Consider the following 22,412-nt stretch of genomic DNA (forward strand, 5'->3'; position numbering starts at 1 on the left):
CAGGTCAGCACGTGCCGGTGCCAAGGCCGTCCCCCTTCGCGAACAGGCTGTTGTCGAAGTACTTCCGCCCGTCCTCCGGGCCGCGCAGGCCCGCGGTCCGCTTCAGGCCCTCGACGGCGCCCGTCCAGTCGTCCGGCGCGTTCTCCCCATAGGGCCGGCCGCTCTGCGCGGGCGAGCACATGAAGTCGAGGACGGACTTCAGCGTGCCGAGCGATTGCCGGGGATTGAGCTCGGGGTGCTCGGCGGTGATCGCCTTGATGGCGGCGTCGGGGTCCTTCTTGGCCGCCTGGAAGCCGCGCAGCGTGGCACGGGCGAAGGCGCGGACGAGTTGCGGCCGGTCCCGCAGCGTCTCCCTGGTGACCACCAGGACGTAGTCGGGCGGGTTGAAGCCGACGTCCGACTGCATCAGGACCTCCGCCGGTCGCCGCTGCGTCTGCGGCACGAAGTACCGGACGGTGTACATGGCGTCGACCTTGCCGCTGACGTAGGTCGTGACCAGTGCGTTGGCGTCCGCGACGACCACCTCGACATCGGACTTGGAAAGGCCCGCCGCCGTCAGCGCCGCGTACATGTTCTGCTCCACCAGCGCGGAGACCGCGACGGACCGGCCGCGCAGGCCCTTGATCGACGTGATGCCGGAATCCTTGGGCACGAAGAACCCGAAGCTGCTCCGGCCCAGGTAGGTGGCGGCGCTGGTGAGCTGCTGTCCCTGCCCGATCGCCATGATCAGGTTGGTCGCGGCGGCCATGCCGAAGTCCGATCCGCCGTTGCCGACGTCGGTGATGGTCTGCCCTGAGCCCTTGCTGTCGCGGATCTCGACGTCCAGGCCCTCCTCCTCGAAGTAGCCGAGCTTGTCGGCGTAGTACAGGGGCGCGTCACCGCCGCTCGTCACGAACGGGCCGCGATAGGTCACCTTCGTCAGCGGCTTCCCGCCGGCCCCGTCGGCACCGCCGCAGCTGACGCTCGCCATCAGCAGGGCACCCAGCACGACTCCGGCCATGACACCGTTCCGCCCGGTTCTTCCGGAGAGGACCACCGCCACCACCACCCTTCCCCTCGGGGTTGGCTACATCTAAGGAGTAGTTGTATCCAACTTTGAGTTTTGAATGTACAGTTACAGCGCGAGGATGTACAGACTCGGTGTGAGTTGCCGGTGACGAGAGGACTGGGCGTGCGACTAGGCACTATTCGGCTGGACGAGGGCGCGACCGCCGCGGGACGGCTCGACGAGGACCGGATCACGCTGCTGCCGTACGAGGACGTGGGAGCACTGCTCGCCTCGGGTCCGGGCTGGCGGGAACGGGCCGAGGGAGCGGACGGTCGTCCCGTGCCGGCGTCGGGGGCCGACCTCGCGCCCGTAACGCCGCACCCCGAGAAGATCCTGTGCGTGGGAGTCAACTACCGCGACCACATCGCCGAGGTGGGGGCCGAGCCGCCGGAGCACCCGACGATCTTCGCCAAGTACGCCCGCAGCCTCATCGGCCCGTACGACGACATCACGCTGCCGACCGGCTCCGACGCCGTGGACTGGGAGGTCGAACTGGGCGTGGTGATCGGCGAGACCGTCCGGGACGTGCGCGCCGACCGAGCATGGGACGCGATCGCCGGCTACACCATCGTCAACGACATCAGCATGCGCGACTGGCAGTTCCGCACGTCGCAGTTCCTGCAGGGCAAGACGTTCGAGGCCAGCACCCCGGTCGGGCCCTACCTCGTCACGCCCGACGAGGTGGGACACGCGCGGGCGTGCGTCCTCACCTGCGCCGTGGACGATGACGTGATGCAGAAGTCGGTCACCAGCGAACTGGTCTTCTCGGCCGCCGAGATCATTTCCTACATCAGCTCCTTCATCACGCTGGTGCCCGGCGACCTGATCGCCACCGGGACGCCCGGCGGCGTCGGCGGTGCCCGCAAGCCCCCCGTGTACCTCGCGCCCGGCCAGACGGTCACCTCGCGTATCGACGGCCTCGGCGAGCTGGTCAACCGCTGCGTCGCGCCCACACCCGCCCCCGCGGGCCGCTAGAGGAGCGCATGCCGATGCAGGTGATCGAGTTCTTCGACAGGGGCGTCCTGATCAACCCGGACGGCATCGCCTTCGTCCGCCCGGACGGCACCGAAGCACTGACATACGCGGAGGCCGACGACATCACCCACCGGGTCGCGGCGGCACTGCACCGCGACGGGATGGGGCAGGGCACGCCGGTCGCCGTGCTCAGCGCCAACGCCCCGCATCTCTTCCCGATCGTCCTCGGCGTGCTGCGCGCCGGTTGCGCCTGGGTGGCGCTCAACGCGCGGGCGAGGCCGCAGGACCTGATCGGGCTGCTGCGGCTCGTCGGAGCGCGGGCACTGCTGCATTCCGACGAGCTGGCCGAGGTCGCCGACCGGATCCGCGGCGAGGTCGAAACGCTCGGCCGCGCCGTCCCGATCGACCGGCCGGAGGGCTGGCTCGCCCCGCCCGGCACTCGCGTGCCGCTGCCGCCGCTGGACCCCGAGGCGGTGGCCGGCTACTTCGGCACCGGTGGCACCACGGGACGTCCCAAGGCCGTCGAGGTCCCCAACCGGGCCTTCGAGACGATGATCCACGCCTTCAACGCGCACCTGCCCGAACACGACCCCGTCCACCTCGTCGCCGCCCCGATGACGCACGCCGCCGGGACACTGGTCTTCCCCGTCCTCGCCGCCGGTGGGCGCAACATCGTGCACGACGGGGTCGCGCCCGGCGAGATACTCGAATCGATCGAGCGGAACGCGGTGACCCGGCTCTTCCTGCCGCCGACCGCGATCTACGCCCTGCTGGACCACCCGGACGCAACTCGCCGCGACCTGTCGAGCCTGCGCTATTTCCTGTACGGGGCGGCTCCCATGTCGGTGACCAAGCTGGAGGAGGCGATGGAGGTCTTCGGCCCGGTGATGGCCCAGTTCTACGGGCAGACCGAACTGCCCATGATGTGCACGTTCCTCGGCCCCGGCGAGCACGCGGCGGCGCTGGCCGAGCCCCGGCTGCGCGGCCGCCTGGCGAGCTGCGGCCGGCCCACCCTGGTCGCCAACGTGGCCATCGTGGACGACGAGAACGCCCCGGTGCCCACGGGTGAGCGGGGCGAGATCGTCGTACGCAGCTCACTGCGGATGAAGGGCTACCACCGGGCCGCCGACCAGACCGCCGGCGTCCGGCTACCCGGAGACTGGCTGGCCACCGGCGATGTCGGGCACCTCGACGCCGACGGCTACCTCTACATCGTCGACCGCAAACGCGACCTCATCATCTCCGGTGGCTTCAACGTCTTCCCCAGCGAGGTGGAGCAGGTGATCCTCGGCCATCCGGCCGTCCGGGACTGCGCGGTCATCGGCCTTCCCGACGACAAGTGGGGCGAGCGGGTGACGGCCGTCGTCGAACTCAAGGCCGGCGCGAACGCCGATCAGGCCGAGCTCATCGCGGCTTGCAAAGACCGCCTCGGCGGCGTCAAGGCGCCCAAAGAGGTCATCTTTCGCGAGCTGCCCAGGTCACCGGTCGGCAAGGTACTTAAACGAGAGTTGCGCGACGCATACTGGCGCGGCCGAGAGCGCAAGGTGTGACCGCAATTGGCTGCAATACATGCGACACTGTGTACAAGAAATTTTGCTTTCAGCAATTCAACCAGCGGCGGATCTGAACGAGGTACGAGCCCGTGAGCACAAGCTCCGCGGAAAACAAAATAGGCGCGGGAACACGAAACGTGCATCACACCCTGCGGCGACTCATCCTGGAGTGCGAACTTCCGCCCGGCGCCGAGATCTCCCAACTCGAACTCAGCCGCAAGCTCTCCGTGAGTCGCACTCCACTGCGCGAAGCGCTGCGCCTCCTCGAAAGCGAGGGCCTGGTGGAGGACAGCGGCCCGCACCGCTCGGTCAGAATCAGTTCGTTGAGCATGAACGACCTGGACGACCTCTACTCGCTCCGCGTCATGGGCGAGGGCCTGGCGATCTGGCTCACCGTCCCGATGCTGCGCGCCACGGACTTCGAGCAGATGGAATGGGAACTCGAACACGCCGCCCCGGGCGGCGACACTGAGGCGCACCGACGCTTTCACAGTATCCTGCGAGCCGGTGCCGGGCCGCGGCTGCGCGACCACCTGGAGCGGCTTTTCGACCACGCCGAGCGCTACCACCGCGCCTACATGTTCCAGGAACAGGACAGCGACAAATTCGAGGCCAAACTTGAGGAGCACCGGAATCTGATGGACGCCTGCCGGACCCGTGACCGGCACCGCGCCCGCGACCTGCTGGTCGACCATATCGCCGGCACGGCCATCGCCCTGATGACCGCCGAGCGGCATGCCCCCTTCTCCCTCCCCATCGCCGTGGCCATGGCCAAAGCCGGCGGAACAGCGATAGACCCGTGATCCCAGCGCGTACAGCCGCTCGCCAACGGCCCGCACCCGGTCGACCGTGAGCGGGCCGTCATCTCCGCTGCGTCCGGCTACCGGTTCAGTGCATAGGCCAGCACGACCGCGCCGTTGCCGATCTCGGTCACTCCCACCAGGTCCATGGCGGTAGGGCTGATGCCGGACAGCAGCGACTCACCGGAGCCGGCGACGAATGGCGAGATGCCCAGATGGAGCTCGTCCAGCAGACCCGCCTCGGCCAGCGCCCGGCTGAACGGGCCGTTGCCGTACTTCACCAGCGTGCCGTCGCCGGACTCTTTGAGCCGGGCGACGGCGTCCACCGCATCGCCACCGAGCACCTCGGCGTTCCACGTGGTCTCGGTCAGCGTGGTGGAGGCGACATGCTTCGGCAGCGAGTTGACCTTGTCGGCGAGGTCGCCGGTCATGTCCGGCCACGTTCCGGCGAAGTTCTCGTAGGTCACCCGTCCCAGTACCAGGCCGGCCGCCGACTCCAGCAGCCTGAGCTGGTAGGCGATGTGGTTGTCGTGAGAGGGGACCTTCATCTGTGCGGCCCACCAGTCGTCCCCGGAGTGCCTTCCATCGATCGAGAGGTGGTCGTATTCGATCAGTTTTCGCATGCCGGGAAGGCAATCATCCGGCTGATCCGCCCGTCTTGTATCGAAGCGAAACCTCGGCGGATCGAAGCCATCGGCGAGCCGATGGCCGGGTATCAGAACGCGAGAAACGGGACGCCGGACCTCAACTCACCGGGGGTGTGGCCGACGGCCCACCGCATCGCCCGCGCGAGCTGCGGTTGGTCGTAGTAGCCGGCGGTAGTCATTACGTCGGCGATGGATCTCCCCGTTGTGAGGAGCCGCGCGGCGTACTGTGCCTGCTCGATGCTGGCGAGCTTGCGGCGCGAGATCCCGACCGCCCGGCGGAACCGGATCTGCGCCATACGCTGCGACAGGGCGCGTGGCCGCTCGCCGTGCCGGATCTCGTCGACGAGCGGGTCGAAGATCAGCAGACCTGCCCGCACCAGCCTGTCGACGAAGACGTCGACGTTCTGCTCGGTCGGCATCTCCCATGCCCGGTTGTCCAGCAGGATCCGGTCGCCGTGCAGGGTCGGCAGCAGGACATCGTTGAGGTCGGCGAGACCGCGGGGAGGGAACAGCGGAAGATAGGCACCGAGCCGCAGGTCGACACCGAAGAACTCGCAGCCCTCCGGGCAGATCAGCGGCGTGGCCTTCGTCTCCGGTCCGCGAAGGTGCACCGTCAGCCTGTCGGCGGCCCGCGCGAACGCGATCATGGACGAGCCTTTGACCACCGAGGTGAAGCCGGTCGCGGCGTCACAGCGCGCCGACCACACCCGTTGCACCAGGGGGAGATCGCCCGCGACTTCATCGAAGATCAACCCCATATCGGCTGGAGTCTAGGTGACGCGGCCACGTCGCGGTGCCCGCGAGCCATGCCACAGCATCCGCGACGGATGGTCAGGTCGTCCACACGGAGGAGTCGGCGCCGCCTACCACGCGGCCTCGCTTGATGGTGGTCCGTTCTTGTTGTCGCCTCCGGCGGCGACGGTGACGCCGCGGGCGAACAGGGCGTGGAGGCGGGCCACGCCCCTGCCGAAGGGAGAGGACGGCTCCCCGACCAGGAGCAGGTTGCCCATCGGGCAGACGCACAGGTCGATGCGGGCGGCCAGGACCGCATCGATGACCTCGGCGGCGGCCGAGGCGTCGTAGGCGTCGAGGGCGCAGCAGTGGCCCGCGCGGACGCGGCCGGTGAGGCCGGCCTCCGCGGTCTCGCGTGCGAGCTTCTCCAGGTCGCGCTGCCCTGGGTCGTAGCTGTAGTCGCAGTGGACGTCGAGGTCCGCGCCGGTCTCCGCGGCCAGTTCGACGAGCAGGTCGATGTGCCGGTGCCGGTCGCGGGGCTCCTCTACGTCGGGGGCTCCGCCGAGCACGTCGGCGCCTGAGGTGAGGGCTTCGCGGAGGGCGGGGTGGGGCGGTCGCCGATCGCGGCGACCCGCCCGTCGGCCAGGTGGACGTCGACCGGGTCGGTCGAGTCGAGCAGGCGGGCGCCGCGGATCAGCAGGGGTTCAGGTTCCGGCGGCATCGGACCGTCCTTGTTCGGTGCCGAATCCGTCCAGCGCGCTGCGCTCGTCGAGGGTGTCCAGTTCCTCGAACAGCGTGATCTGCACGTCGCCGGGCGCGTCCAGCCGGGCGTTGAGCGACCGCCAGGGGGTGACGGTGGGCGGGGCGACGGACGCGGCGCCCGCGTCCAGCAGGCGGTCGTTGACCGAGCGGGTGTCGCCGACCTCGAAGGCGACCCGGAACTTCGGCGCGACCTGGCGGCCCACCTCCACCTCGTCGATGAGCCGCTTCTGCGCGGGGTTGGCGATCTCCAGTGTGGCCCGGCCGGCGCCGGGGGTCACCACCGGGTGATGAGCGGCATTTCCGGTTCGTGCCGCCGCCAGGCTTCGGTGAGGCGGGCCAGGCGGGCGGGGGCGGCGATGCCGTGCACGGTCGCGATCCTGCCGTCGGTGATGTCGAACGCCACGACGCCGACGACCCGGTCGCCGAGCACGAAGAGGATGGCGGGGGTGCCGTTGACGAGCGCGTAGTAGATGCCGGGTGTGCCGCCGAGTCGCCGTTTCGCGGATGCGGGCTGGAAGCCGGCCCGCGCGATGGTGGCGATGCCCTGCGGAGTGTCGTAGCGCAGCAGCGTCCTGGTCAGCCCGGCGCCGTCGGAGATCGCGGTCGCGTCGTCGGTGAGCAGTGCCATCAGCCGTTCGGTGCGGCCCGAGGAGGCGGCGGCGAGGAACTCCTCGACGATCCTGCGGGCGGATACGGGGTCGACTTCGCCGCCGCGGCGGCGCGCGGCGGTGATGCGGCGCCGGGCCCGGTGCAGGTGCTGCTGGCTGGTGGACTCGGTGATGCCGAGGATCTCGGCGATCTCGGCATGGCCGTAGGAGAACGCTTCGCGCAGCAGGTAGACGGCCCGCTCAAGGGGCGCCAGCCGCTCCAGGAGGGTCAGCACGGCCAGGGAGACCGCTTCGCGCTGCTCGACGGTGTCGGCCGGGCCGAGCATCGGGTCGCCCTCCAGGAGCGGTTCGGGCAGCCAGGCGCCGACGGAGCGTTCGCGGCGGGCCCGCGCCGAGCGGAGCCGGTCGAGGCACAGGTTGGTGACGACCTTGGTCAGCCACGCCTCCGGCACCTCGATCCGCCGCCGGTCGGCCGCCTGCCAGCGCAGGAACGCATCCTGCACGGCGTCCTCGGCGTCGGCGGCCGAGCCCAGCAGCCGGTAGGCCAGTGCGGCCAGCCGGTTCCGGCTGGCCTCGAACCGGCCGGTGTCGAAGCGATCGGTGGCGGTGCCGTCCACGTGGACCAACCTAGGCGGCTACGCGGCCGACTTCTCGGCGGACGCGGTCTCCTGCTCGGCGACCGCACCGGGCGCGGCGGTCAGGCGGCGCCTGCGCTTGGGCAGGCCGAACGTGGGATGCGAGGTGCCCCACAGCGCCCCCCTTTGGATGCCCTCCTTGACCCGCACGGCCGTCCGGCCGCCCAGGTACCTCGGCTTCGCCCGCGCAGCACCGTCGATCAGCTGCAGTATTCCGTCCCTCCGTCCGAGGCTGATGGCGTTGTACCGGTAGACCAGCTTGATGTTCGCGATCTCGCGGCCGGTCAGCCGTCCCACGATCGCCTCGATGGCCTGCCGGCCGGTGTAGCCGGCCGAACCGCAGTTCATCGGCAGTTGCCGGCCGTTGTCACCGAGGGTGTGGACGCAGTCGCCGACGGCGTAGACGTCCGGGTGCGAGACCGACCGCATGGTGCGGTCGACGACGATCTGACCGTTCTCGGTGACCTCAAGACCTCCGGCGGCGGCGATGGGGCTGACCGCGAACCCGGCCGTCCACACGGTCGCGTCGGACGCCAGGACGGTGCCGTCGGCGCACAGCACCCGCGTGGCCTCGACGGCCTCGACGCCGGTGTGCTCCAGAACGGTGACTCCCAGCCGGTCGCAGGCCCGGCGCAGGTGGCCGCGGGCTCCGGCGGAGAGCCGGGCGCCCAGCTCGCCGCGGGCGAGAAGCGCCACCGACAGGCCGGGCCGGGATTCGGCGATCTCGGCGGCGGTCTCGATGCCCGTCAACCCGTCGCCGACGACCAGCACCCTCCCGCCTCCGCCCCGCCCGTCCAGGTGGTCCAGGCGCTCGCGCAGGCGCAGCGCCGAGGGCCGTCCGGCGACGTCGAAGGCATGCTCGGCCACGCCGGGGACGCTCTGGTCGGCGACGCGGCTGCCGAGCGCGTACACAAGCGTGTCGTAGCCGACCTCGGCGCCGCCGTCGGCGTCGGCCACGGTGACGACCCGGCGTTCGGGGTCGATGGCGGTGACACGGGCCAGGCGCAGTCGTATCCCCGTGCCCGCGAAGACGTCGGTGAGCTCCGGCGCTTCGATCTCCCGGCCGGCCGCGAGCTGGTTCAGCCGCTGCCGCTGGACGAAGTCCGGCACGGCGTTGATCACGGTGATCTCGGTGTCCGCCGGGGACAGCCGGCGGGCCAGGTTCCCGGCCACGTAGGCCCCGGCATAGCCGGCGCCGAGGACGACGATGCGGTGCTTCATGCGCTGCTCCTCTCGATTCGCTTGCTCTCGGTGACTTGAGCGGAGCAGCGCCCCGATCCCTGACAGGAACTTCGTATGGCGTGGGTCACAGCGCGGCGGGAGCCCGGCGCCCGGCCGTCATCAAGGGGCTGCAACGGGGCTGGCGCCGTCCGAGGCGCGGTGGTGGAGTGACGGGGTGAAGAAGCGCAGACGGCGGTCCACGGCGCAGGAAACGGCCCTGCCCGTACGTCACCACGCCCGCATCGCCGCGGCCCGGCGCGGCGATGTACGGGTGAGCGCCTCGATCGGTCCCGGCGGTGAGGTCATCGCGCTGTGGACGGCCGCCGCCGACGTGCGGGCCCTGACGTCATCGATGACGGGGCCGGGCGGTGTCGCCTTCCCCGATCCTCGCGCCGCCCGCCCGGTGACCGCCCGCGTGACGGTGCACTCGCCGGCGCCGACCGGCGTGACCACGCTCCACGACTTCCCGCTCGCGTACCCGGCCGTCCAGCCGCTGCCGGACGGCCGGGTCCTGGCCGTGGGCGCCAGGGCCCGCCGGCACCCGGACGGCCCGGACCGCAACGCGATCATCTACTCCGCCGACGGAGCCGCGCTGGCCGCCGAGACGCTCGGCGACGGCATCGGGCACGTCTTCACCACCGGCACCGGCCACGTCTGGGTCGGCTACTTCGACGAGGGCGTCTACGGCAACCTCGGCTGGGACGGCACTGACGGCCGGGAACCGGTCGGCGCCTGCGGGCTCGCACGCTTCTCCCCCGACCTGAAAGCCGACTGGCGCTTCCCCTCCAACGACAACCCGTGGGGTGTGATCGACGACTGCTACGCACTCAACGTCGACGCCGAGACCGCCTGGACGTGCTACTACTCCGGCTTCCCCATCGTCCGCGTCCACGACGGGGCCCTCACCGGCTGGCACGGTGACGGCACCGTCACAAGCGCCCTCATTACCGACGGCTCACGCATCGCCCTGTACAGCGCCGGCCGCAACCGCCTGACCGCCGGGCAACTCACCGGCGCCCGGATGCGGAGCACCGGACGGTACCGGGTCGTACTCCCCAACGGGCGGGACCTCCCCGGCGACGCGCTCGCCATCGGGCGTGGCCCCGACCTGCACATCCTCACGTCCGGCAACTGGTACCGGCTCAACCTCCACGACGTCCCGTGACGCCGCTACGATCCGGAGCGCCTCGGCGGGGTCGATGCCGATCCGCCTGGCGCATCCCGCCACCTCCCGATGTCAGTCCCGGGTCGGGAACCCGACGAGCCGGGCGCTGTCGTTCCACAGCGCGCCGGCCAGTTCGTCGCTGCGTGCGAGGGGCGAGGGGGCGGTCCAGGTGAGCCGGCCTTGTCTCAGGGCGGCGTACGAGTGGCCGTCCGGGGGGGTGGCGAACCGGCCGAGGACCAGGTCGGCCAGGGCCTCACCGGCGGCGGTTCGGCTGTTGAGCACGGGGTTCAGCCTGCGCAGGGGCCGTCCGAGCATCGGGGTGCCCAGCAGGGACCAGGCCGTCCGCAGGGGCGGCGACAGGTGGTTCGCCAGTCCGGTGCCGAACACCTGACCGGGGTCGTAGGCGAGCACGGTGAGGCCCCGGCGCCCAGTGTCGAGGTGGCCGGACAGTGCCCGTGCGGTGAGGACGGCGCACAGCTTCGACGCGGTGTAGGCGTGCTGGCCCGCCGTGCGCGGCCGCTGGGCCAGGTCAGGGTCCCGGTCAGGATGGGCCAGCAGTTCGGCGTCCGCGTGCCGCGGGGTGGCGAGCCCGGCGCCGGTGGCGGGATCGTGCGTGCCGCTGCTCGTCAGGACGACGGTCGCGTGGTCCGCGAGAGCGGGTGACAGCAGTCGCAGCAGCAGGTAGTGCGCAAGGTGGTTGACCGCGAACGTCGTTTCGAAGCCGTCGGCCGTCCGGCCGGTGACGTCGGGGAGGATGACGCCGGCGTTGAGGACGAGCGCGTCGATCTGTGCGCCGCCGAGCCGTTCGAGGGTCGAGGCCGCGAACGCGCGTACCGAGCCGAGTGACGTCAGGTCGAGCGGGATCGGGTCGCCCACCGGTGCCGCCCGGCGCGTTCCCAGGATCAGGCGGGTGTCGCCGGAGTGCGTCAGCCGCCGGGCGGTGATCGTCCCGAATCCCGAGGTGCCGCCCGTCATCACGATCGTGGCCCCGCCACCGTCTCCGGGACCGGTGGCGGGGGTCGGCGGAGTCATGTCGCGGGCGTCCGGGTCGCGGCCTCGACGACATGGCGCAGCGTCTCGTCGATACCGGTGCTCCCCGCGAGTTCGCGGTCGCCTCGGGGGCGGAACAGGCCGCGTTGTTCCGCGTCGTACAGGGCCGCGAGTTCCTGTGCGAACGGCAGGGGAAGGCCGGCGTCGAGCATCGCGTCGATCCAGCCGGCCTTGGGGATGGTGACCACCTGGAGCGGCTTGCCGAGCACGGCCGCCAGCCGCTCGGCGACCTCCCGTTCGGTGTACTCGGGGGAAAGGAGGTCGACGGTTTCGCTGGTCGACGGTGGCGCCAGCAGTGCCGCTGCGGCGACCTTCCCGATGTCGCGAGTGGCGATCATCGGGGTGCGGACGTCGGCGTCCGCGCCGAAGACGGGATAGATCCCGCCGTCCAGCGCGGCGGGGAGGACCGTCTCGACCTTCTCCTGGAAATGCGGTGGCCGGAGCGCGGTCAGCCGCACGCCGGTCCGGCGCAGCCGGTTCTCGAGATGGTGCAGCCAGCGGACCGGCCCGGTGCCTTCGGGGAGGTCGGCGCCGATCGAGGACAGCATGACGGCATGGCCGACAGCGCTGTCGCCGACCGCGCCGGCGATCGAATCGGCCAGCCCGCGATGCTCGGCGTCACCGGCGGCCGGGATGGTCGGCAGCATGATGAACGCCCCGGCGCTGCCCTGGAGCGCCTCGGCCAGTGCCGCCCGATCGCCGAAGTCGGCGACCACGACCTGCGCTCCCCGCTGTTCCAGGGCCGCCCCCTTGGCCGCGTCGCGGACCACGGCCCGCACCGGTGCGCCCTGATCGAGCAACTCCTGGGCGACCACCGATCCGACATGCCCGGTGACTCCCGTGATCGTGTACATCGTCCTTCTCTCCTGTGCTCGCTTCGGTTCCTCTCTTTCTCCAGCCAAGCGGCACCGGGTGAGGCGATACATATCTGAGAGGCGCATATCCATGTCCGCGCGTCTACGATGAGGACGTGGACCCCCTGAGCGACCTCCTGGAGGGCGTCCGCGCACGGACCGCAGCGTTCTGCCAGGCGATCCTGAACCCCCCGTGGGCATTGCGTATCGCCGACGGCGCCGCCTTGGCCCTGGCCACCACGTTGCGGGGGCACGCGTGGATCGTGCCGGACCACGGAGAACCGACACTGATACGCACGGGTGACGTGGCCATCATCAAGGGCCCGCGCCACTACAACGTCAGCGATGACCCGGCCACCGTCCCTGACGTCATCGTCCACCACGACAACCGCCTGACCAGCGTGGACGGCACCGACATCACCGCCGCTCTGCGACTCGGACCGCGTACCAGCGGCTACACCCGCGACGGCTCGGCGATCGTCGCCAGCGGCACCTACCAGATCAGCAGTGACGTCACCGAACGACTCCTCAACGCGTTGCCCGACATCGTGCTGGTGCCCGCCGCGGAGGCCCAGAACCCGGTCATGGCCCTGCTGGCACAGGAGGTGGGCCGCGACGGCCCGGCCCAGGACATCGTGCTGGCCCGGCTGCTCGACATCGCACTCGTCGCCACGTTGAGCGCCTGGTTCGCCCGTCCGGACGCGCAGGCCCCCGGCTGGTACCGCGCGCAGAGCGACCCGCAGGCCGGTCCCGCGCTGCGGCTCATGCACGACGACCCCGCCCACCCCTGGAGCGTCGGCGAACTCGCCGCGAAAGTGGGCTGCTCCCGAGCCGCCTTCGCGCGCCGCTTCACCGCGCTGGTCGGCGAGCCGCCCATCACCTACCTGACCCACTGGCGGATGGCGCTCGCCGCCGACCTGCTCCGGACGTCCGACCTCACCATCGAGACGATCGCCCACCGGGTCGGTTACGCCAACGCCTTCGCCCTGAGCGTCGCCTTCAAGCGCACCCGAGGGGTGTCGCCCACGCAGTACCGCGCAGGTGACCGGGGCACTGGCGACGGTCCACCGGCGCCTTGAACGGGCCTGCTCAACTACTCCCCGGAGGTACTGCCCGCCCAGTTGCGCCTGGACGGGCTCGGCGGTGCCGGGCGGGCCGGTTGGGGGCGGACATACCGGGTACGGCTGACTGAAATATCCTCTATCACCTGGTCAGGGGGGATTCTCATGACCGGGACAATGCGAGCGCCCCGCAGCCGCGGCATGCTCAGCGGGCTGCTGCTGGTGCTCCTGGCAATCTGGGGCGGGCTCATCCCGTTCATCGGCCCGTACTTCAACTTCGGCTTCAGTCCGAACGAGACGTGGGTCTACACCGCCGACCGGCTGGTGTTGTCCATCCTGCCGGCGGTCGCCGTGGGGCTCGGCGGGCTGATCCTGCTGGCCACGGCGAACCGGCCCGTCGCCCAGTTCGGCGGCTGGCTCGCCGCACTCGGCGGGCTGTGGTTCATCGTCGGCAACACGATCGCCGCGCTCTGGAACATGGGCATGGGCACGCCTCTCGGTGGCGAGGGACGGCGGGTCGCCGAGCAGATGTCGTTCTTCGAGGGCCTCGGCGCCGTCATGGTCCTGCTGGCGGGGCTGGCGCTGGGCCGGTTCCTGGTGATCGGCGTCCGCGAGGCACGGCGGGCGGACCGGGAACGCCATCTCGCCGATGACCGCGCCGGCGCGGGCGACGGCGGCGAGGCGACGGCCGTCCCGGCGCAGCGGAAACGCGGCCACTTCCACCTCGGCCGGCAGAAGGCGGGAGCCACGGCGGGGAAGGACCGGCACACCACGCGTCCGCGAGGAGGCTGACCGGCGAACGCCGGACCCACGGCCCCTCCGGGTGGAGCGGGCGGTGGGCCGGGTGTGGGCGGCCTTCCGGCGCCATGACGGGTCGGATAGCGTCGCGGGATGATCGAAGAGCTGGTGGGCCGGGTGGAAGCCGGCGAGGACGCGGCCGTGGAGGAACTGGCCGATCTGGCGGCGGCCGGCCCGGCGGCGGTGGCGCCGTACCTGTTGCGGCTGCTGGACGCCGGAGCGCTGTGGCGAGCGGAGGTCCTGTACCGCGGCGCGGACGAGGACTTCCAGCGCGAGGTGGTCGCCCGGATCGATTCGGGCGCGGACCAGAGGCCGGCCATGCTGGGGTACCTGCTGGCGCAGACGCGCGGTCGTGTCGTCGAGGAGGCGTTCCGCCGCTGGACGCAGGCTCCGCCGCCCGGGGACTTCGACCCTCTCCAGCGGGGCGCGGCGGCGCTGGCCCGCGACGGCGGCTGGGAACCGGCGGCGGACGGCGTCCGGGAACTCTGCGGGTCCAGCGCGTACCGCCTGGTGCCGGGGCCGGGCGGTGATCGTCCGGAGGGAACGTGTCCGTGGTGTGCGAGTCCGCTGTGGACCGCACTGGACGTGGACACCGCCGACGCGAAGGCCGGTGCCGCGCTGGCGCACACCGGCTGGAGCGGGAGGCTGCGCATCGTCACCTGCCACTTCTGCACGTGCTTCGGCACCACCTATGCCGAGGTCACCGAAGACGGGGACGCGCGTTGGTCCGCACGCAACGTACGCCCCGACTTCCTTCCCGCCGTGCGGCCCGAGGAGCCGCCGCTGGTCGGGTTCGCGCCGGGGGAACGGCGGCCCACGCCTTACCTTTCCAGCGCTTGGAACAGGGAGGGGTCCACCCTTGGTGGATGCCCGGACTGGATCCAGGGCCCCGCTTACCGCGACTGCCCGAACTGCGACAGGGCGATGGACTACGTCGGCCTGATCGGCGGCGCCGACCTGCATGAATACGGCGAAGGCGCCTACTACCTGTTCCTGCACGCGCCATGTGGGCTGGCCGCTGTGGAGTACCAGCAGAGCTGACGAGCGGCGCGTGCCGCGTTCGCCGCCCCGGGCTAGAGAGTGATGGCGACTTTGCCGCGGGCGTGGCCGCGTTCGATGTAGCGCAGGGCCTCGGGGATCTCGGCGAACGGGTAGGTCCGGTCGATGGCGGGGGTGACCTCTTCCTTCTCCATGAGGTCGGCCAGGAGGCGCAGGTCCGCGGCGTTGGGTTTCCACTGGACGGTGGCGATGCGCTGGCTGACGAAGGGGGAGAGCAGGGCACCGCGGAGTTGCTGCGCCGCCGGGCCCAGCAGGCGGCCGCGGCCGGAGGCGATGCCGCCCACGAGGACGAGCGTCCCTCTGGAGGTCAGGGGGCGTCGTAGGTGGGCCAGGGAGCGGTCACCCACGATGTCCATGACCAGGTCGTACTGCCCCTTTCGTTCGGTGAAGTCGTCGCGGGTGTAGTCGACGACGTGGTCCGCGCCGAGGGAGCGGACCAGGTCGATGTTGCGGGTGCTGCACACGCCGGTGACCTCCGCACCGAACGCCTTGGCGAGCTGGACGGCGAACGTGCCGATGCCCCCGGAGGCCCCGTTGACCAGGACCCGCTGACCGGCGGAGATCCTTCCGACGTCCCGCAGCCCCTGCAGCGCGGTGGTCGCGGCCATCGACACCGACGCCGCCTGCTCGAAGGTGAGGCGGGCGGGCTTGACGGCCAGCCTGTCCCGCGGGACGGCGGCGGCCTCGGCGAACGAGCCCAGCCGGACCTCCCCGAAGACCTCGTCGCCGGCGCGCAGGTCCGGCACGCCGTCGCCCACCCGCTCGACGACTCCGGCGAGGTCGGCGCCGAGGACCAGGCCCGGTTTCGGCCGCCGCAGCCCGGCCCCGCTCAGCCGCACCAGCTTCGGGTCGGCGTGCAGGTGGCGCCAGTCGTAGGGGTTGACGGACACCGCGCGGCCTCGGACGAGCACTTCCCCGGCGGCGATCCCGGGCTCGTCCATGTCCGTGAGGTGCAGGACGTCGGGCGGTCCGTAGCGGTTCCAGCTCCAGGCTTTCATCGGACGTCCTTCCGGGGGGGTGGGGGGCGGCCGCAGCCGTCATACGACGTAAGGTTCTCTTATCTCGTAAGGTAATCGTACGCCGTAAGGCGGTCAAGGGCGGCAGCGGAAACGGACTCGGCCGGTGACCGGCAGTGCGGGGCGCCCGCGGGGCTCAGGCGCCTTCGGGAAGGTCAGGAACCGGCGGCGCGGCGCCGCTCCAGCCCGTCGAGGATCAGATCCAGCGCGAACTCGAATTCGAACTGGTCGTCGCAGAAGCCCAGGATGCCGTCCGGGTCGTCATGGACGGCGTCCGCCAGCATCCCGACGATGTTCGGGAACCGGTCGGCCAGCTCCGCCATGAGCGCGGCGGCCTCCTCGTCCGCGGTCTGGGCGCCGTCGGGCCGGAACAGTTCCTGGGAGAACCCGAGGGCGCGGCTGCCCAGGACGTGCAGCGCCCGGTGGGCCAGCTCGAACGAGAACCCGCCCGCCCGCAGGATGGCGACGACCCGGTCGTAGTAGGCGATGACCAGCGGATTCGTGGTGGTACGGCTTTCGAGCACCCGCGGTGCCCAGCCGTGGCGGAGGAAGACCTCCCGGGCGGCGAGGATCCGGGCGCGCAGTGCCGCCCGCCAGTCCGTCTCGGGGGACGGAGCCTCGACCTCGTCCGCCGCCGCGATGACCTCCCCGAGGACCACCTCGGCGACGCCGTCGAGGACGGCCTCCTTGTTCGCGACGTGGTGGTACAGCGACATCGCCTCGACCCCGAGCTCCTGCGCGAGCTGGCGCATGGTCAGCGAGTCGATGCCGTCGCGGTCGGCGAGCCGCACGGCGGCGCGCAGCACCCGCCTCCGGTTCAGCGGGATGCGCGGCTGCTCGGTCAGCTCGTCGGCGTCGGTCGTCGGTGGGCTCATGGGATCTTCCTCCCGACGCACCTTACCCGTACACGGTAAGTCTCCCCCGAGGGCCCGGGCAGCGCACCGGCCGTCGGCACCGCGCGCAGACGTCGGGCCGGTGGGCAGAATCCCTGTATGACTCAGACTGTGAACCTGCCCGGCGGCACCGTACTGCCGATGATCGGTTTCGGAACCTGGCAACTGGGCTCCAAGACGGCGTACGAGTCGGTGCGTGCGGCGCTCGACGTGGGCTACCGGCACATCGACACCGCGACGCTGTACCGGAACGAGGCGGACGTCGGCAGGGCCGTGAAGGACAGCGGCATCGACCGGGAGCAGATCTTCATCACCACCAAGCTCCGCCCCCAGGACGCGCGGCATGCCCGCAGGACCCTGGAGTCGAGCCTCCGCCACCTCGGCACCGGCTACGTGGACCTCTGGCTGATCCACTGGCCGACCGGCCCGGACGATCTCGTCCCGACCTGGGAGGAACTGCTACGGGCCAAGGACGCGGGCCTGATCCGCAACGCCGGGGTCAGCAATTACAGCCCGGCGCAGATCGACCTGCTGACCGAGGCCACCGGTCAGCAGCCGCCGGTCAACCAGATCCCGTGGAGCCCGGCGGAGCACGACCCGGACCTGCTGGCGGAGCACCGTCGCCGGGGCGTCGTCGTCGAGGGCTACAGCGGCCTGAAGAACACCGACCTGAACCACCCGGTCCTGGCCGAGATGGCTCAGCGGCACGGGGTCACGCCCGCCCAGGTCGTCCTCCGCTGGCACCTGGAACACGACATCGTGATCCTCCCCAGGTCCGCACGCCCGGAGCGCATCGCCTCCAACTTCGACCTCGACGGCTTCAGCCTCACCAAGGAGGACGTCGCCGCAATCGACACCCTCACCTGACCGCGCCGCGGGCCTGTCGCCGCCGGGACCGCCGGAGGCACTGCGCGCTCGGCCGGCGGCCGTGCCGCCTACCTGAAGCGCGGCCATAGCGCCGCCGAACGAACAGTAGATCCAGGGTCGGAACCGTTCAAAGAAACGGTTCCGACCCTTTTACCTGCCCAGGCAAGCTCGCGAAAAGAGTCATGCACAGACCTCCCGAAACCCCTCTGAGCTGCGGTTCGCAAGTCCCATGCATCCATGTCATGCCGTTTTACATAAGCAAAACGGCATGACAGTACGGGTTGTTCATCGGACGCCTGGGGAGGGGGATGCGGAATACGCAAATCCCCGGCCACACCATCGAGAAAGGGGAAGTGACCATGAGCGGTAACGTGCTCGAGCCCGCGGCTCGGGAGTTCGCCGACGCCGCGGCCAAGCCGCCGTTCCTGTACGAGCTGGGGCCGGCGGGCGCCCGCAAGGTCCTGGACGACATCCAGGCCCCGCCCGTCGCCATGCCCGAGGTGGACGAGAAGTGGCTCACCGTGCCGGCCGAGGGCGGCGAGGTGCGGGTCCGCGTCGTCAGGCCCGCCGGGACGGCCGGCGAGGTCCTGCCGGTCGTGCTGTACATGCACGGCGGCGGCTGGATCCTCGGCAACGCCGGAACCCACGACCGGCTGGTGCGCGAGCTGGCCACCGGGGTCCACGCGGCGGTCGCCTTCGTGGAGTACGACCGGTCACCGGAGGCCCGCTACCCGGTCGCGATCGAGCAGGGGTACGCCGCCGCCCGGTTCCTGACCGCCGACGGCGCGAAGGAGAACCTGGACGCCGCCCGGATGGCGGTCGCCGGCGACTCGGTCGGCGGGAACATGGCCGCGGCCCTGACCCTCCTGGCCAAGCGGCGCGGCAACGTGCGGTTCGCGCACCAGTCGCTGTACTACCCGGTCACCGACGCCGCCCAGGACACCGGCAGCTACCGCGAGTTCGCCGCCGGCCCGCACCTGACCGCCGCGGCCATGGCCTGGTTCTGGGACGCCTACGCCCCCGACCCGGCCCAGCGCGCCGAACCGACCGCGTCCCCGCTGCGCGCCGGCCTCGACGACCTGGCCGGGCTCCCGCCCGCGTTCGTGGTCGTCGACGAGAACGACGTGCTCCGCGACGAGGGCGAGGCGTACGCCCGCAGGCTCACCGAGGCGGGCGTCCCGACCACCAGCGTCCGCTACAACGGCACGCTCCACGACTTCATGATGCTCAACCCGCTCAGCGGCACCCGTGCCACGCGGGCCGCCGTGACCCAGGCGGTCGCGGCGCTCAGGAACGCCCTGCACACCGGAAAGGCCAGCTCATGAGCAGCAACGGTCAGCCCGTCGTCGTCCTGGTCCACGGAGCCTTCGCCGAGTCGGCGAGCTGGAACGGCGTCATCCGGCGCCTGTCCGGCCGCGGACTCCGCGCGGTCGCCGTGGCCAACCCGCTGCGCAGCCTGGAGGGGGACGCCGCCTACGTGCGCGACGTCATCGGCGGCATCGGCGGGCCCGTCGTCCTCGTCGGCCACTCCTACGGCGGTCTGGTGATCAGCCGGGCGGCGGCCGGCGACTCCGCCGTCGGGTCGCTGGTCTACGTCGGGGCGTTCGCCCCCGAGCCCGGGGAGAGCGCGTTCCAGCTCTCCGGCAAGTTCGAGGGCAGCACCCTGGGCGGCACGCTGGTCACCTACCCGGTCTCGTCCGGAGGCAACGAGTTCCGGATCGACGACGACAAGTACCACCACCAGTTCTGCGCCGACGTCCCCGCCGAGGAGGCGGCCCTCATGGCGGCGACCCAGCGCCCGGTGACCGAGCGGGCGCTGACCGACGAGGTGGACGCGGACGGAGCCGCCTGGCGCACCGTGCCGTCCTGGTTCGTCTTCGGCGAGCTGGACCGTAACATCCCGGCCGAGGCCCACCGGTTCATGGCGGAACGCGCCTCCTCGCGAGACACCCGGGAGATCGCGGGCGCCTCCCACGCGCTCGCGGTGTCCCAGCCCGACGCCGTGACCGACTGCATCCTCGAAGCCGCCGGGACTAGTCCGCGAGCCACCAGTGGATAAGGGAGAAGTCCGCTTCGGTGAGGCCCGCACGCGGGTCGACTCGGTGCAGTAGCGCCCTGTTGCCATGGTGCGCTGCCACCCATCGGCGGTCGGCGCCGGTCAGTTGCCCTCGTCCGTTACCAGCGGGGGACGGGGTTGGCTTGGAGGTTGCTTTCGCCGCAGGGCCATGCGCCGGTGTCCAGCGGGGGCAGGTCGGTGTGGGCGACCACGAGTTCGGCATCGCCCTTCGCCCAGTCGGTGGTGAGGACGAAGAAGAGCCGTCCCCTCGCCAGCAGCAGCATCCGTCCGACGCCCTCCCCCTCTCCTTTCCACAGGGTGCGGAGGGACAGGTCGGTGGCGACGGTCTGGAGTTCGCCGTCCCGGAAGAGCGCGGCCCTGCCGTCGCCGCTCAGCGCCGGCCCGACGGTGTAGTAGCCCGATAGGAGGGGGCCGTCGGTCATGGTGCCGTCGCGGTGCAGCCGCCGGACTCGCTGCGGCGAGGAGTCGTTCGCCATCTCCACGACGCGGATTCTGCCGCGGCTGCTGACGAGGAGGCGGCCGTGGCTGGGCCATTCCGCGACCGTCGCGCCGTCCCGGTCGTACAGCCGTGTGGAGAACGCGCCATATCCCTGGCTGCCGACCAGGAAGGCGCCCGGTCCGGCGATCGCCCGTTCCCCTGTCGGGTGCGGCGGCGTGACCCAGACCAGTTCGCCGGTCGCCAGGTCGAGGCAGTAGCCCATGCCGATACCGCTGGACCAGTCGAGGTAGGTGGCGAGCACCCGGTCCGCCGAGACCAGCAGGCCGGAGGGGCGCTCGGGAGACAGCTCCCGGGGGCGCCACGGCGCCATCGGGGCCGGCTCCCAGTCGTTCGCCGCGCTCATCTCGACGACGCCCTCGTAAGACAGGCGCGCATCGGGCAACTCGGCCGACCAGCGCCTCGCCCCCGATCCGTTGACGCGTTCCACGCGCGCGGTGTGGTACGGCTTGCTCTGCCACGCCACCACGAACCCGTCGGCCAGGACGACGAACTCTCCGATCCGCTCGTCGGGCGCGTGGGAGAGAGCCACCTGCCGACCCGGCGCACCCGATGCCGTCGTTTCCACGAGGGCCGCGTCGTCGGCCAGCCACACTCCCCCGTCCGGCGCGACACGCATCAGGCCCGACCGGGCGTGCACGGGACGGTTCCACCGCACCCGCCCGTCCAGGCCGACCGCGCACAGGGCGGACCCCGATGACGACGAGGTCAGTGCGTAGACCGGCCCCGCCGCCCCCGCCGCGGCCAGCGGCCCGCACCGCCCGGTCAGCTCCACCCGTTCGACACTCGGCACGCGCATGATCGTCCCGATATCGGCGCCCGTCCACAACCCCCGGCGGGCGACCGGATCGGCATTACGCTGGGATCATGTCCGACGGCGAGAACCGGCCCGCCCGGATCGAGGACGTTCACGAGCTTGCGCTGGCCATGCCGCACGTCACGATCTATCCGGGGACCGAGGACAGGCCGGTCTACCAGGTGGGCGGGAAGTCGTTCGTCTTCTTCCGCACCCCGCGGCCGGACGCCGTCGATCCCGAGACCGGAGAACGCTATCCGGATGTGATCGTGTTCTGGGTCGCGTCCGAGGACGACAAGCAGGCGCTGGTCCAGGACGGGACGTCACCGTTCTTCACCACCGCCCATTTCAACGGCCACCTTTCCGTACTGCTGCGGGGGAGCCGCATCGGCGAGCTCACCAGGGACGAGCTGGCGGAAATCGTCCAGGACGCATGGCTGTCGCGCGCATCGGCCCGCCGTGCCGCGGCCTGGCTCGACGCCCATCCCCCGAAATGATCGCCGGCCCATGGGCAGGGCGTCCGCGGCCGTCCCGGCTTCGCCGGCGGATAGGCTCGGGCGATGTTCTCGCCTCAGGGGCCGTCGCTGCGTGAGCTGGCCGTCCAGGCGCTGTCCTCGGTCGAACGCGGCTACGACCTGCTCGCCCCGAAGTTCGACCACACCCCCTTCCGCACCCCGGACGCCATCCTCGACGCCACCACCGACGTGCTGCGTCCGCTCGGGCCGTTCGGCGCGGGGCTGGACGTCTGCTGCGGCACCGGCGCGGGCATGCGGGTCCTCGAACCGCTGTGCGCGGGACGGATCACGGGCGTCGACTTCAGCGGGGGCATGCTCGCGCGGGCCGCCGAGGCGCACCCGGACGCCGAGTGGGTGCGGGCCGACGTCCGGGCCCTGCCCTGCACCGCGGAGTTCGACCTCGCCGTCACCTTCGGGGCGCTCGGTCACCTGCTGCCCGCCGAGCGGCCCGCGATCTTCAGCGGGGTCCACCGGGCGCTGCGCCCCGGCGGGCTCTTCGCCTTCCCGCTCGGCGCACCGCCGCCCCTGGCCTCGGCCCAGTACTGGGCGCTGCTCGGGTTCGACGCGGCCATGCGCGTCCGGAACGCCGTCTGGCGTCCCCCGTTCGTCATGTACTACCGCACCTGCCCGCTGGGCGCGGTCCGCGACGACCTGACGGCGGCCGGCTTCACCGTCACGACGGCCCCCATGACGAGACTCGGCCGACGCGCGGACGGCACCCCCCGCTACCGCCTCGTCCTGGCCCGCAAGGAGGCGGACGGGCCGGGTTAGGGCTCCGTGGGGT

25 protein-coding genes are annotated in these 22,412 nt (G+C 71.4%); 12 read left to right on the top strand and 13 right to left on the bottom strand.

What is annotated here, in order from left to right:
• Positions 1-4 precede the first annotated feature (4 nt).
• Entirely contained in the window at positions 5-1,000 is a 996-nt protein-coding gene (locus E1289_RS10360) for an ABC transporter substrate-binding protein (protein WP_131978092.1), read from the bottom strand.
• Between the two features lie 171 nt (positions 1,001-1,171).
• On the opposite strand from E1289_RS10360, the gene E1289_RS10365 reads away from it, so the two are divergent.
• The 3 genes from E1289_RS10365 to E1289_RS10375 all read left to right on the top strand — a co-directional run bounded on the left by E1289_RS10365 (position 1,172) and on the right by E1289_RS10375 (position 4,379).
• Complete coding sequence (locus tag E1289_RS10365) at positions 1,172-2,023, top strand: fumarylacetoacetate hydrolase family protein (protein WP_131978095.1); 852 nt, start codon at positions 1,172-1,174, stop codon at positions 2,021-2,023.
• An 8-nt stretch (positions 2,024-2,031) separates the two neighbouring features.
• On the top strand, positions 2,032-3,573 hold the full coding sequence (locus tag E1289_RS10370; protein WP_207928893.1) for an AMP-binding protein: 1,542 nt from the start codon (positions 2,032-2,034) through the stop codon (positions 3,571-3,573).
• A gap of 140 nt (positions 3,574-3,713) precedes the next feature.
• Positions 3,714-4,379: a GntR family transcriptional regulator gene (locus E1289_RS10375; RefSeq protein ID WP_165970415.1), complete on the top strand. Its 666-nt coding sequence runs from the start codon at positions 3,714-3,716 to the stop codon at positions 4,377-4,379.
• 77 nt (positions 4,380-4,456) lie between these two features.
• Here E1289_RS10375 and E1289_RS10380 read toward each other — a convergent pair whose 3' ends face one another.
• The 7 genes from E1289_RS10380 to E1289_RS10405 all read right to left on the bottom strand — a co-directional run bounded on the left by E1289_RS10380 (position 4,457) and on the right by E1289_RS10405 (position 8,981).
• Positions 4,457-4,999, bottom strand: a complete 543-nt coding sequence (locus tag E1289_RS10380; protein WP_131978102.1) for a dihydrofolate reductase family protein — start codon at positions 4,997-4,999, stop codon at positions 4,457-4,459.
• 92 nt (positions 5,000-5,091) lie between these two features.
• Positions 5,092-5,775, bottom strand: a complete 684-nt coding sequence (locus tag E1289_RS10385) for a helix-turn-helix domain-containing protein (RefSeq protein ID WP_165970416.1) — start codon at positions 5,773-5,775, stop codon at positions 5,092-5,094.
• 111 nt (positions 5,776-5,886) lie between these two features.
• Entirely contained in the window at positions 5,887-6,324 is a 438-nt protein-coding gene (locus E1289_RS10390) for an amidohydrolase family protein (protein WP_131978108.1), read from the bottom strand.
• A complete protein-coding gene (locus tag E1289_RS38120; RefSeq protein ID WP_165970417.1) occupies positions 6,300-6,476 on the bottom strand; it encodes a hypothetical protein in 177 nt (58 codons plus the stop codon). Before E1289_RS38120 ends, E1289_RS10390 begins: the two co-directional genes overlap by 25 nt.
• Positions 6,460-6,795, bottom strand: a complete 336-nt coding sequence (locus tag E1289_RS10395) for a hypothetical protein (RefSeq protein ID WP_207928894.1) — start codon at positions 6,793-6,795, stop codon at positions 6,460-6,462. The genes E1289_RS38120 and E1289_RS10395 overlap by 17 nt, the downstream gene beginning before the upstream one ends.
• Positions 6,792-7,742, bottom strand: coding sequence for an RNA polymerase sigma factor SigJ (gene sigJ, locus E1289_RS10400; protein WP_243712735.1), 951 nt, complete (start codon positions 7,740-7,742; stop codon positions 6,792-6,794). Before sigJ ends, E1289_RS10395 begins: the two co-directional genes overlap by 4 nt.
• A gap of 18 nt (positions 7,743-7,760) precedes the next feature.
• Positions 7,761-8,981 (bottom strand): FAD-dependent oxidoreductase, encoded by a 1,221-nt coding sequence (locus tag E1289_RS10405; RefSeq protein WP_131978114.1) that lies wholly within the window; start codon positions 8,979-8,981, stop codon positions 7,761-7,763.
• Positions 8,982-9,156: 175 nt separating this feature from the next.
• Here E1289_RS10405 and E1289_RS10410 point away from each other — a divergent pair, with 175 nt between their 5' ends.
• Complete coding sequence (locus tag E1289_RS10410; RefSeq protein ID WP_131978117.1) at positions 9,157-10,146, top strand: hypothetical protein; 990 nt, start codon at positions 9,157-9,159, stop codon at positions 10,144-10,146.
• A gap of 72 nt (positions 10,147-10,218) precedes the next feature.
• Here E1289_RS10410 and E1289_RS10415 read toward each other — a convergent pair whose 3' ends face one another.
• Complete coding sequence (locus tag E1289_RS10415; RefSeq protein ID WP_131978120.1) at positions 10,219-11,178, bottom strand: SDR family NAD(P)-dependent oxidoreductase; 960 nt, start codon at positions 11,176-11,178, stop codon at positions 10,219-10,221.
• Positions 11,175-12,050 (bottom strand): NAD(P)H-binding protein, encoded by an 876-nt coding sequence (locus tag E1289_RS10420; protein WP_131978123.1) that lies wholly within the window; start codon positions 12,048-12,050, stop codon positions 11,175-11,177. Before E1289_RS10420 ends, E1289_RS10415 begins: the two co-directional genes overlap by 4 nt.
• A gap of 116 nt (positions 12,051-12,166) precedes the next feature.
• Here E1289_RS10420 and E1289_RS10425 point away from each other — a divergent pair, with 116 nt between their 5' ends.
• The 3 genes from E1289_RS10425 (at position 12,167) to E1289_RS10435 (ending at position 14,950) form a co-directional block, all read left to right on the top strand.
• The gene (locus E1289_RS10425) at positions 12,167-13,129 is read left to right on the top strand and encodes an AraC family transcriptional regulator (protein ID WP_131978126.1); all 963 of its coding nucleotides are present in this window, start codon (positions 12,167-12,169) and stop codon (positions 13,127-13,129) included.
• 147 nt (positions 13,130-13,276) lie between these two features.
• A complete protein-coding gene (locus E1289_RS10430; protein WP_131978129.1) occupies positions 13,277-13,903 on the top strand; it encodes a hypothetical protein in 627 nt (208 codons plus the stop codon).
• A 99-nt stretch (positions 13,904-14,002) separates the two neighbouring features.
• Positions 14,003-14,950 (top strand): hypothetical protein, encoded by a 948-nt coding sequence (locus E1289_RS10435; protein WP_131978132.1) that lies wholly within the window; start codon positions 14,003-14,005, stop codon positions 14,948-14,950.
• 32 nt (positions 14,951-14,982) lie between these two features.
• Here E1289_RS10435 and E1289_RS10440 read toward each other — a convergent pair whose 3' ends face one another.
• Together E1289_RS10440 and E1289_RS10445 are read right to left on the bottom strand one after the other, a co-directional pair.
• Complete coding sequence (locus tag E1289_RS10440) at positions 14,983-15,966, bottom strand: NAD(P)-dependent alcohol dehydrogenase (protein WP_131978135.1); 984 nt, start codon at positions 15,964-15,966, stop codon at positions 14,983-14,985.
• Positions 15,967-16,139: 173 nt separating this feature from the next.
• Positions 16,140-16,859, bottom strand: coding sequence for a TetR/AcrR family transcriptional regulator C-terminal domain-containing protein (locus E1289_RS10445; protein WP_131978138.1), 720 nt, complete (start codon positions 16,857-16,859; stop codon positions 16,140-16,142).
• Between the two features lie 117 nt (positions 16,860-16,976).
• On the opposite strand from E1289_RS10445, the gene E1289_RS10450 reads away from it, so the two are divergent.
• The 3 genes from E1289_RS10450 to E1289_RS10460 all read left to right on the top strand — a co-directional run bounded on the left by E1289_RS10450 (position 16,977) and on the right by E1289_RS10460 (position 19,803).
• The gene (locus E1289_RS10450; RefSeq protein ID WP_131978141.1) at positions 16,977-17,744 is read left to right on the top strand and encodes an aldo/keto reductase; all 768 of its coding nucleotides are present in this window, start codon (positions 16,977-16,979) and stop codon (positions 17,742-17,744) included.
• Positions 17,745-18,103: 359 nt separating this feature from the next.
• Positions 18,104-19,069, top strand: coding sequence for an alpha/beta hydrolase (locus tag E1289_RS10455; RefSeq protein ID WP_131978145.1), 966 nt, complete (start codon positions 18,104-18,106; stop codon positions 19,067-19,069).
• Positions 19,066-19,803 carry an alpha/beta hydrolase gene (locus E1289_RS10460; protein ID WP_131978148.1) on the top strand — a complete coding sequence of 246 codons (738 nt, stop codon included), beginning with the start codon at positions 19,066-19,068 and terminating at the stop codon, positions 19,801-19,803. The genes E1289_RS10455 and E1289_RS10460 overlap by 4 nt, the downstream gene beginning before the upstream one ends.
• Positions 19,804-19,919: 116 nt before the next feature.
• Here the strand turns inward: E1289_RS10460 and E1289_RS10470 are convergent, their stop codons facing one another.
• Positions 19,920-21,110, bottom strand: a complete 1,191-nt coding sequence (locus E1289_RS10470) for a hypothetical protein (protein ID WP_165970418.1) — start codon at positions 21,108-21,110, stop codon at positions 19,920-19,922.
• Positions 21,111-21,184: 74 nt separating this feature from the next.
• On the opposite strand from E1289_RS10470, the gene E1289_RS10475 reads away from it, so the two are divergent.
• The gene (locus E1289_RS10475) at positions 21,185-21,610 is read left to right on the top strand and encodes an MmcQ/YjbR family DNA-binding protein (RefSeq protein WP_131978157.1); all 426 of its coding nucleotides are present in this window, start codon (positions 21,185-21,187) and stop codon (positions 21,608-21,610) included.
• A 63-nt stretch (positions 21,611-21,673) separates the two neighbouring features.
• Positions 21,674-22,399 carry a class I SAM-dependent methyltransferase gene (locus tag E1289_RS10480; RefSeq protein WP_131978160.1) on the top strand — a complete coding sequence of 242 codons (726 nt, stop codon included), beginning with the start codon at positions 21,674-21,676 and terminating at the stop codon, positions 22,397-22,399.
• Positions 22,400-22,412: the final 13 nt, after the last annotated feature.

Source organism: Actinomadura sp. 6K520 (genome assembly GCF_004349245.1).
In the GTDB taxonomy this organism is placed as follows: domain Bacteria; phylum Actinomycetota; class Actinomycetes; order Streptosporangiales; family Streptosporangiaceae; genus Spirillospora.

Bases quoted from the DNA above. Each gene is read 5' to 3' on its own strand.
- E1289_RS10360 (WP_131978092.1), bottom strand. From the start codon at position 1,000: ATGGCCGGAGTCGTGCTGGGTGCCCTGCTGATGGCGAGCGTCAGCTGC.
- E1289_RS10370 (WP_207928893.1), top strand. From the start codon at position 2,032: ATGCCGATGCAGGTGATCGAGTTCTTCGACAGGGGCGTCCTGATCAAC.
- E1289_RS10380 (WP_131978102.1), bottom strand. From the start codon at position 4,999: ATGCGAAAACTGATCGAATACGACCACCTCTCGATCGATGGAAGGCAC.
- E1289_RS38120 (WP_165970417.1), bottom strand. From the start codon at position 6,476: ATGCCGCCGGAACCTGAACCCCTGCTGATCCGCGGCGCCCGCCTGCTC.
- E1289_RS10405 (WP_131978114.1), bottom strand. From the start codon at position 8,981: ATGAAGCACCGCATCGTCGTCCTCGGCGCCGGCTATGCCGGGGCCTAC.
- E1289_RS10415 (WP_131978120.1), bottom strand. From the start codon at position 11,178: ATGACTCCGCCGACCCCCGCCACCGGTCCCGGAGACGGTGGCGGGGCC.
- E1289_RS10420 (WP_131978123.1), bottom strand. From the start codon at position 12,050: ATGTACACGATCACGGGAGTCACCGGGCATGTCGGATCGGTGGTCGCC.
- E1289_RS10430 (WP_131978129.1), top strand. From the start codon at position 13,277: ATGACCGGGACAATGCGAGCGCCCCGCAGCCGCGGCATGCTCAGCGGG.
- E1289_RS10435 (WP_131978132.1), top strand. From the start codon at position 14,003: ATGATCGAAGAGCTGGTGGGCCGGGTGGAAGCCGGCGAGGACGCGGCC.
- E1289_RS10440 (WP_131978135.1), bottom strand. From the start codon at position 15,966: ATGAAAGCCTGGAGCTGGAACCGCTACGGACCGCCCGACGTCCTGCAC.
- E1289_RS10445 (WP_131978138.1), bottom strand. From the start codon at position 16,859: ATGAGCCCACCGACGACCGACGCCGACGAGCTGACCGAGCAGCCGCGC.
- E1289_RS10450 (WP_131978141.1), top strand. From the start codon at position 16,977: ATGACTCAGACTGTGAACCTGCCCGGCGGCACCGTACTGCCGATGATC.
- E1289_RS10455 (WP_131978145.1), top strand. From the start codon at position 18,104: ATGAGCGGTAACGTGCTCGAGCCCGCGGCTCGGGAGTTCGCCGACGCC.
- E1289_RS10460 (WP_131978148.1), top strand. From the start codon at position 19,066: ATGAGCAGCAACGGTCAGCCCGTCGTCGTCCTGGTCCACGGAGCCTTC.
- E1289_RS10475 (WP_131978157.1), top strand. From the start codon at position 21,185: ATGTCCGACGGCGAGAACCGGCCCGCCCGGATCGAGGACGTTCACGAG.
- E1289_RS10480 (WP_131978160.1), top strand. From the start codon at position 21,674: ATGTTCTCGCCTCAGGGGCCGTCGCTGCGTGAGCTGGCCGTCCAGGCG.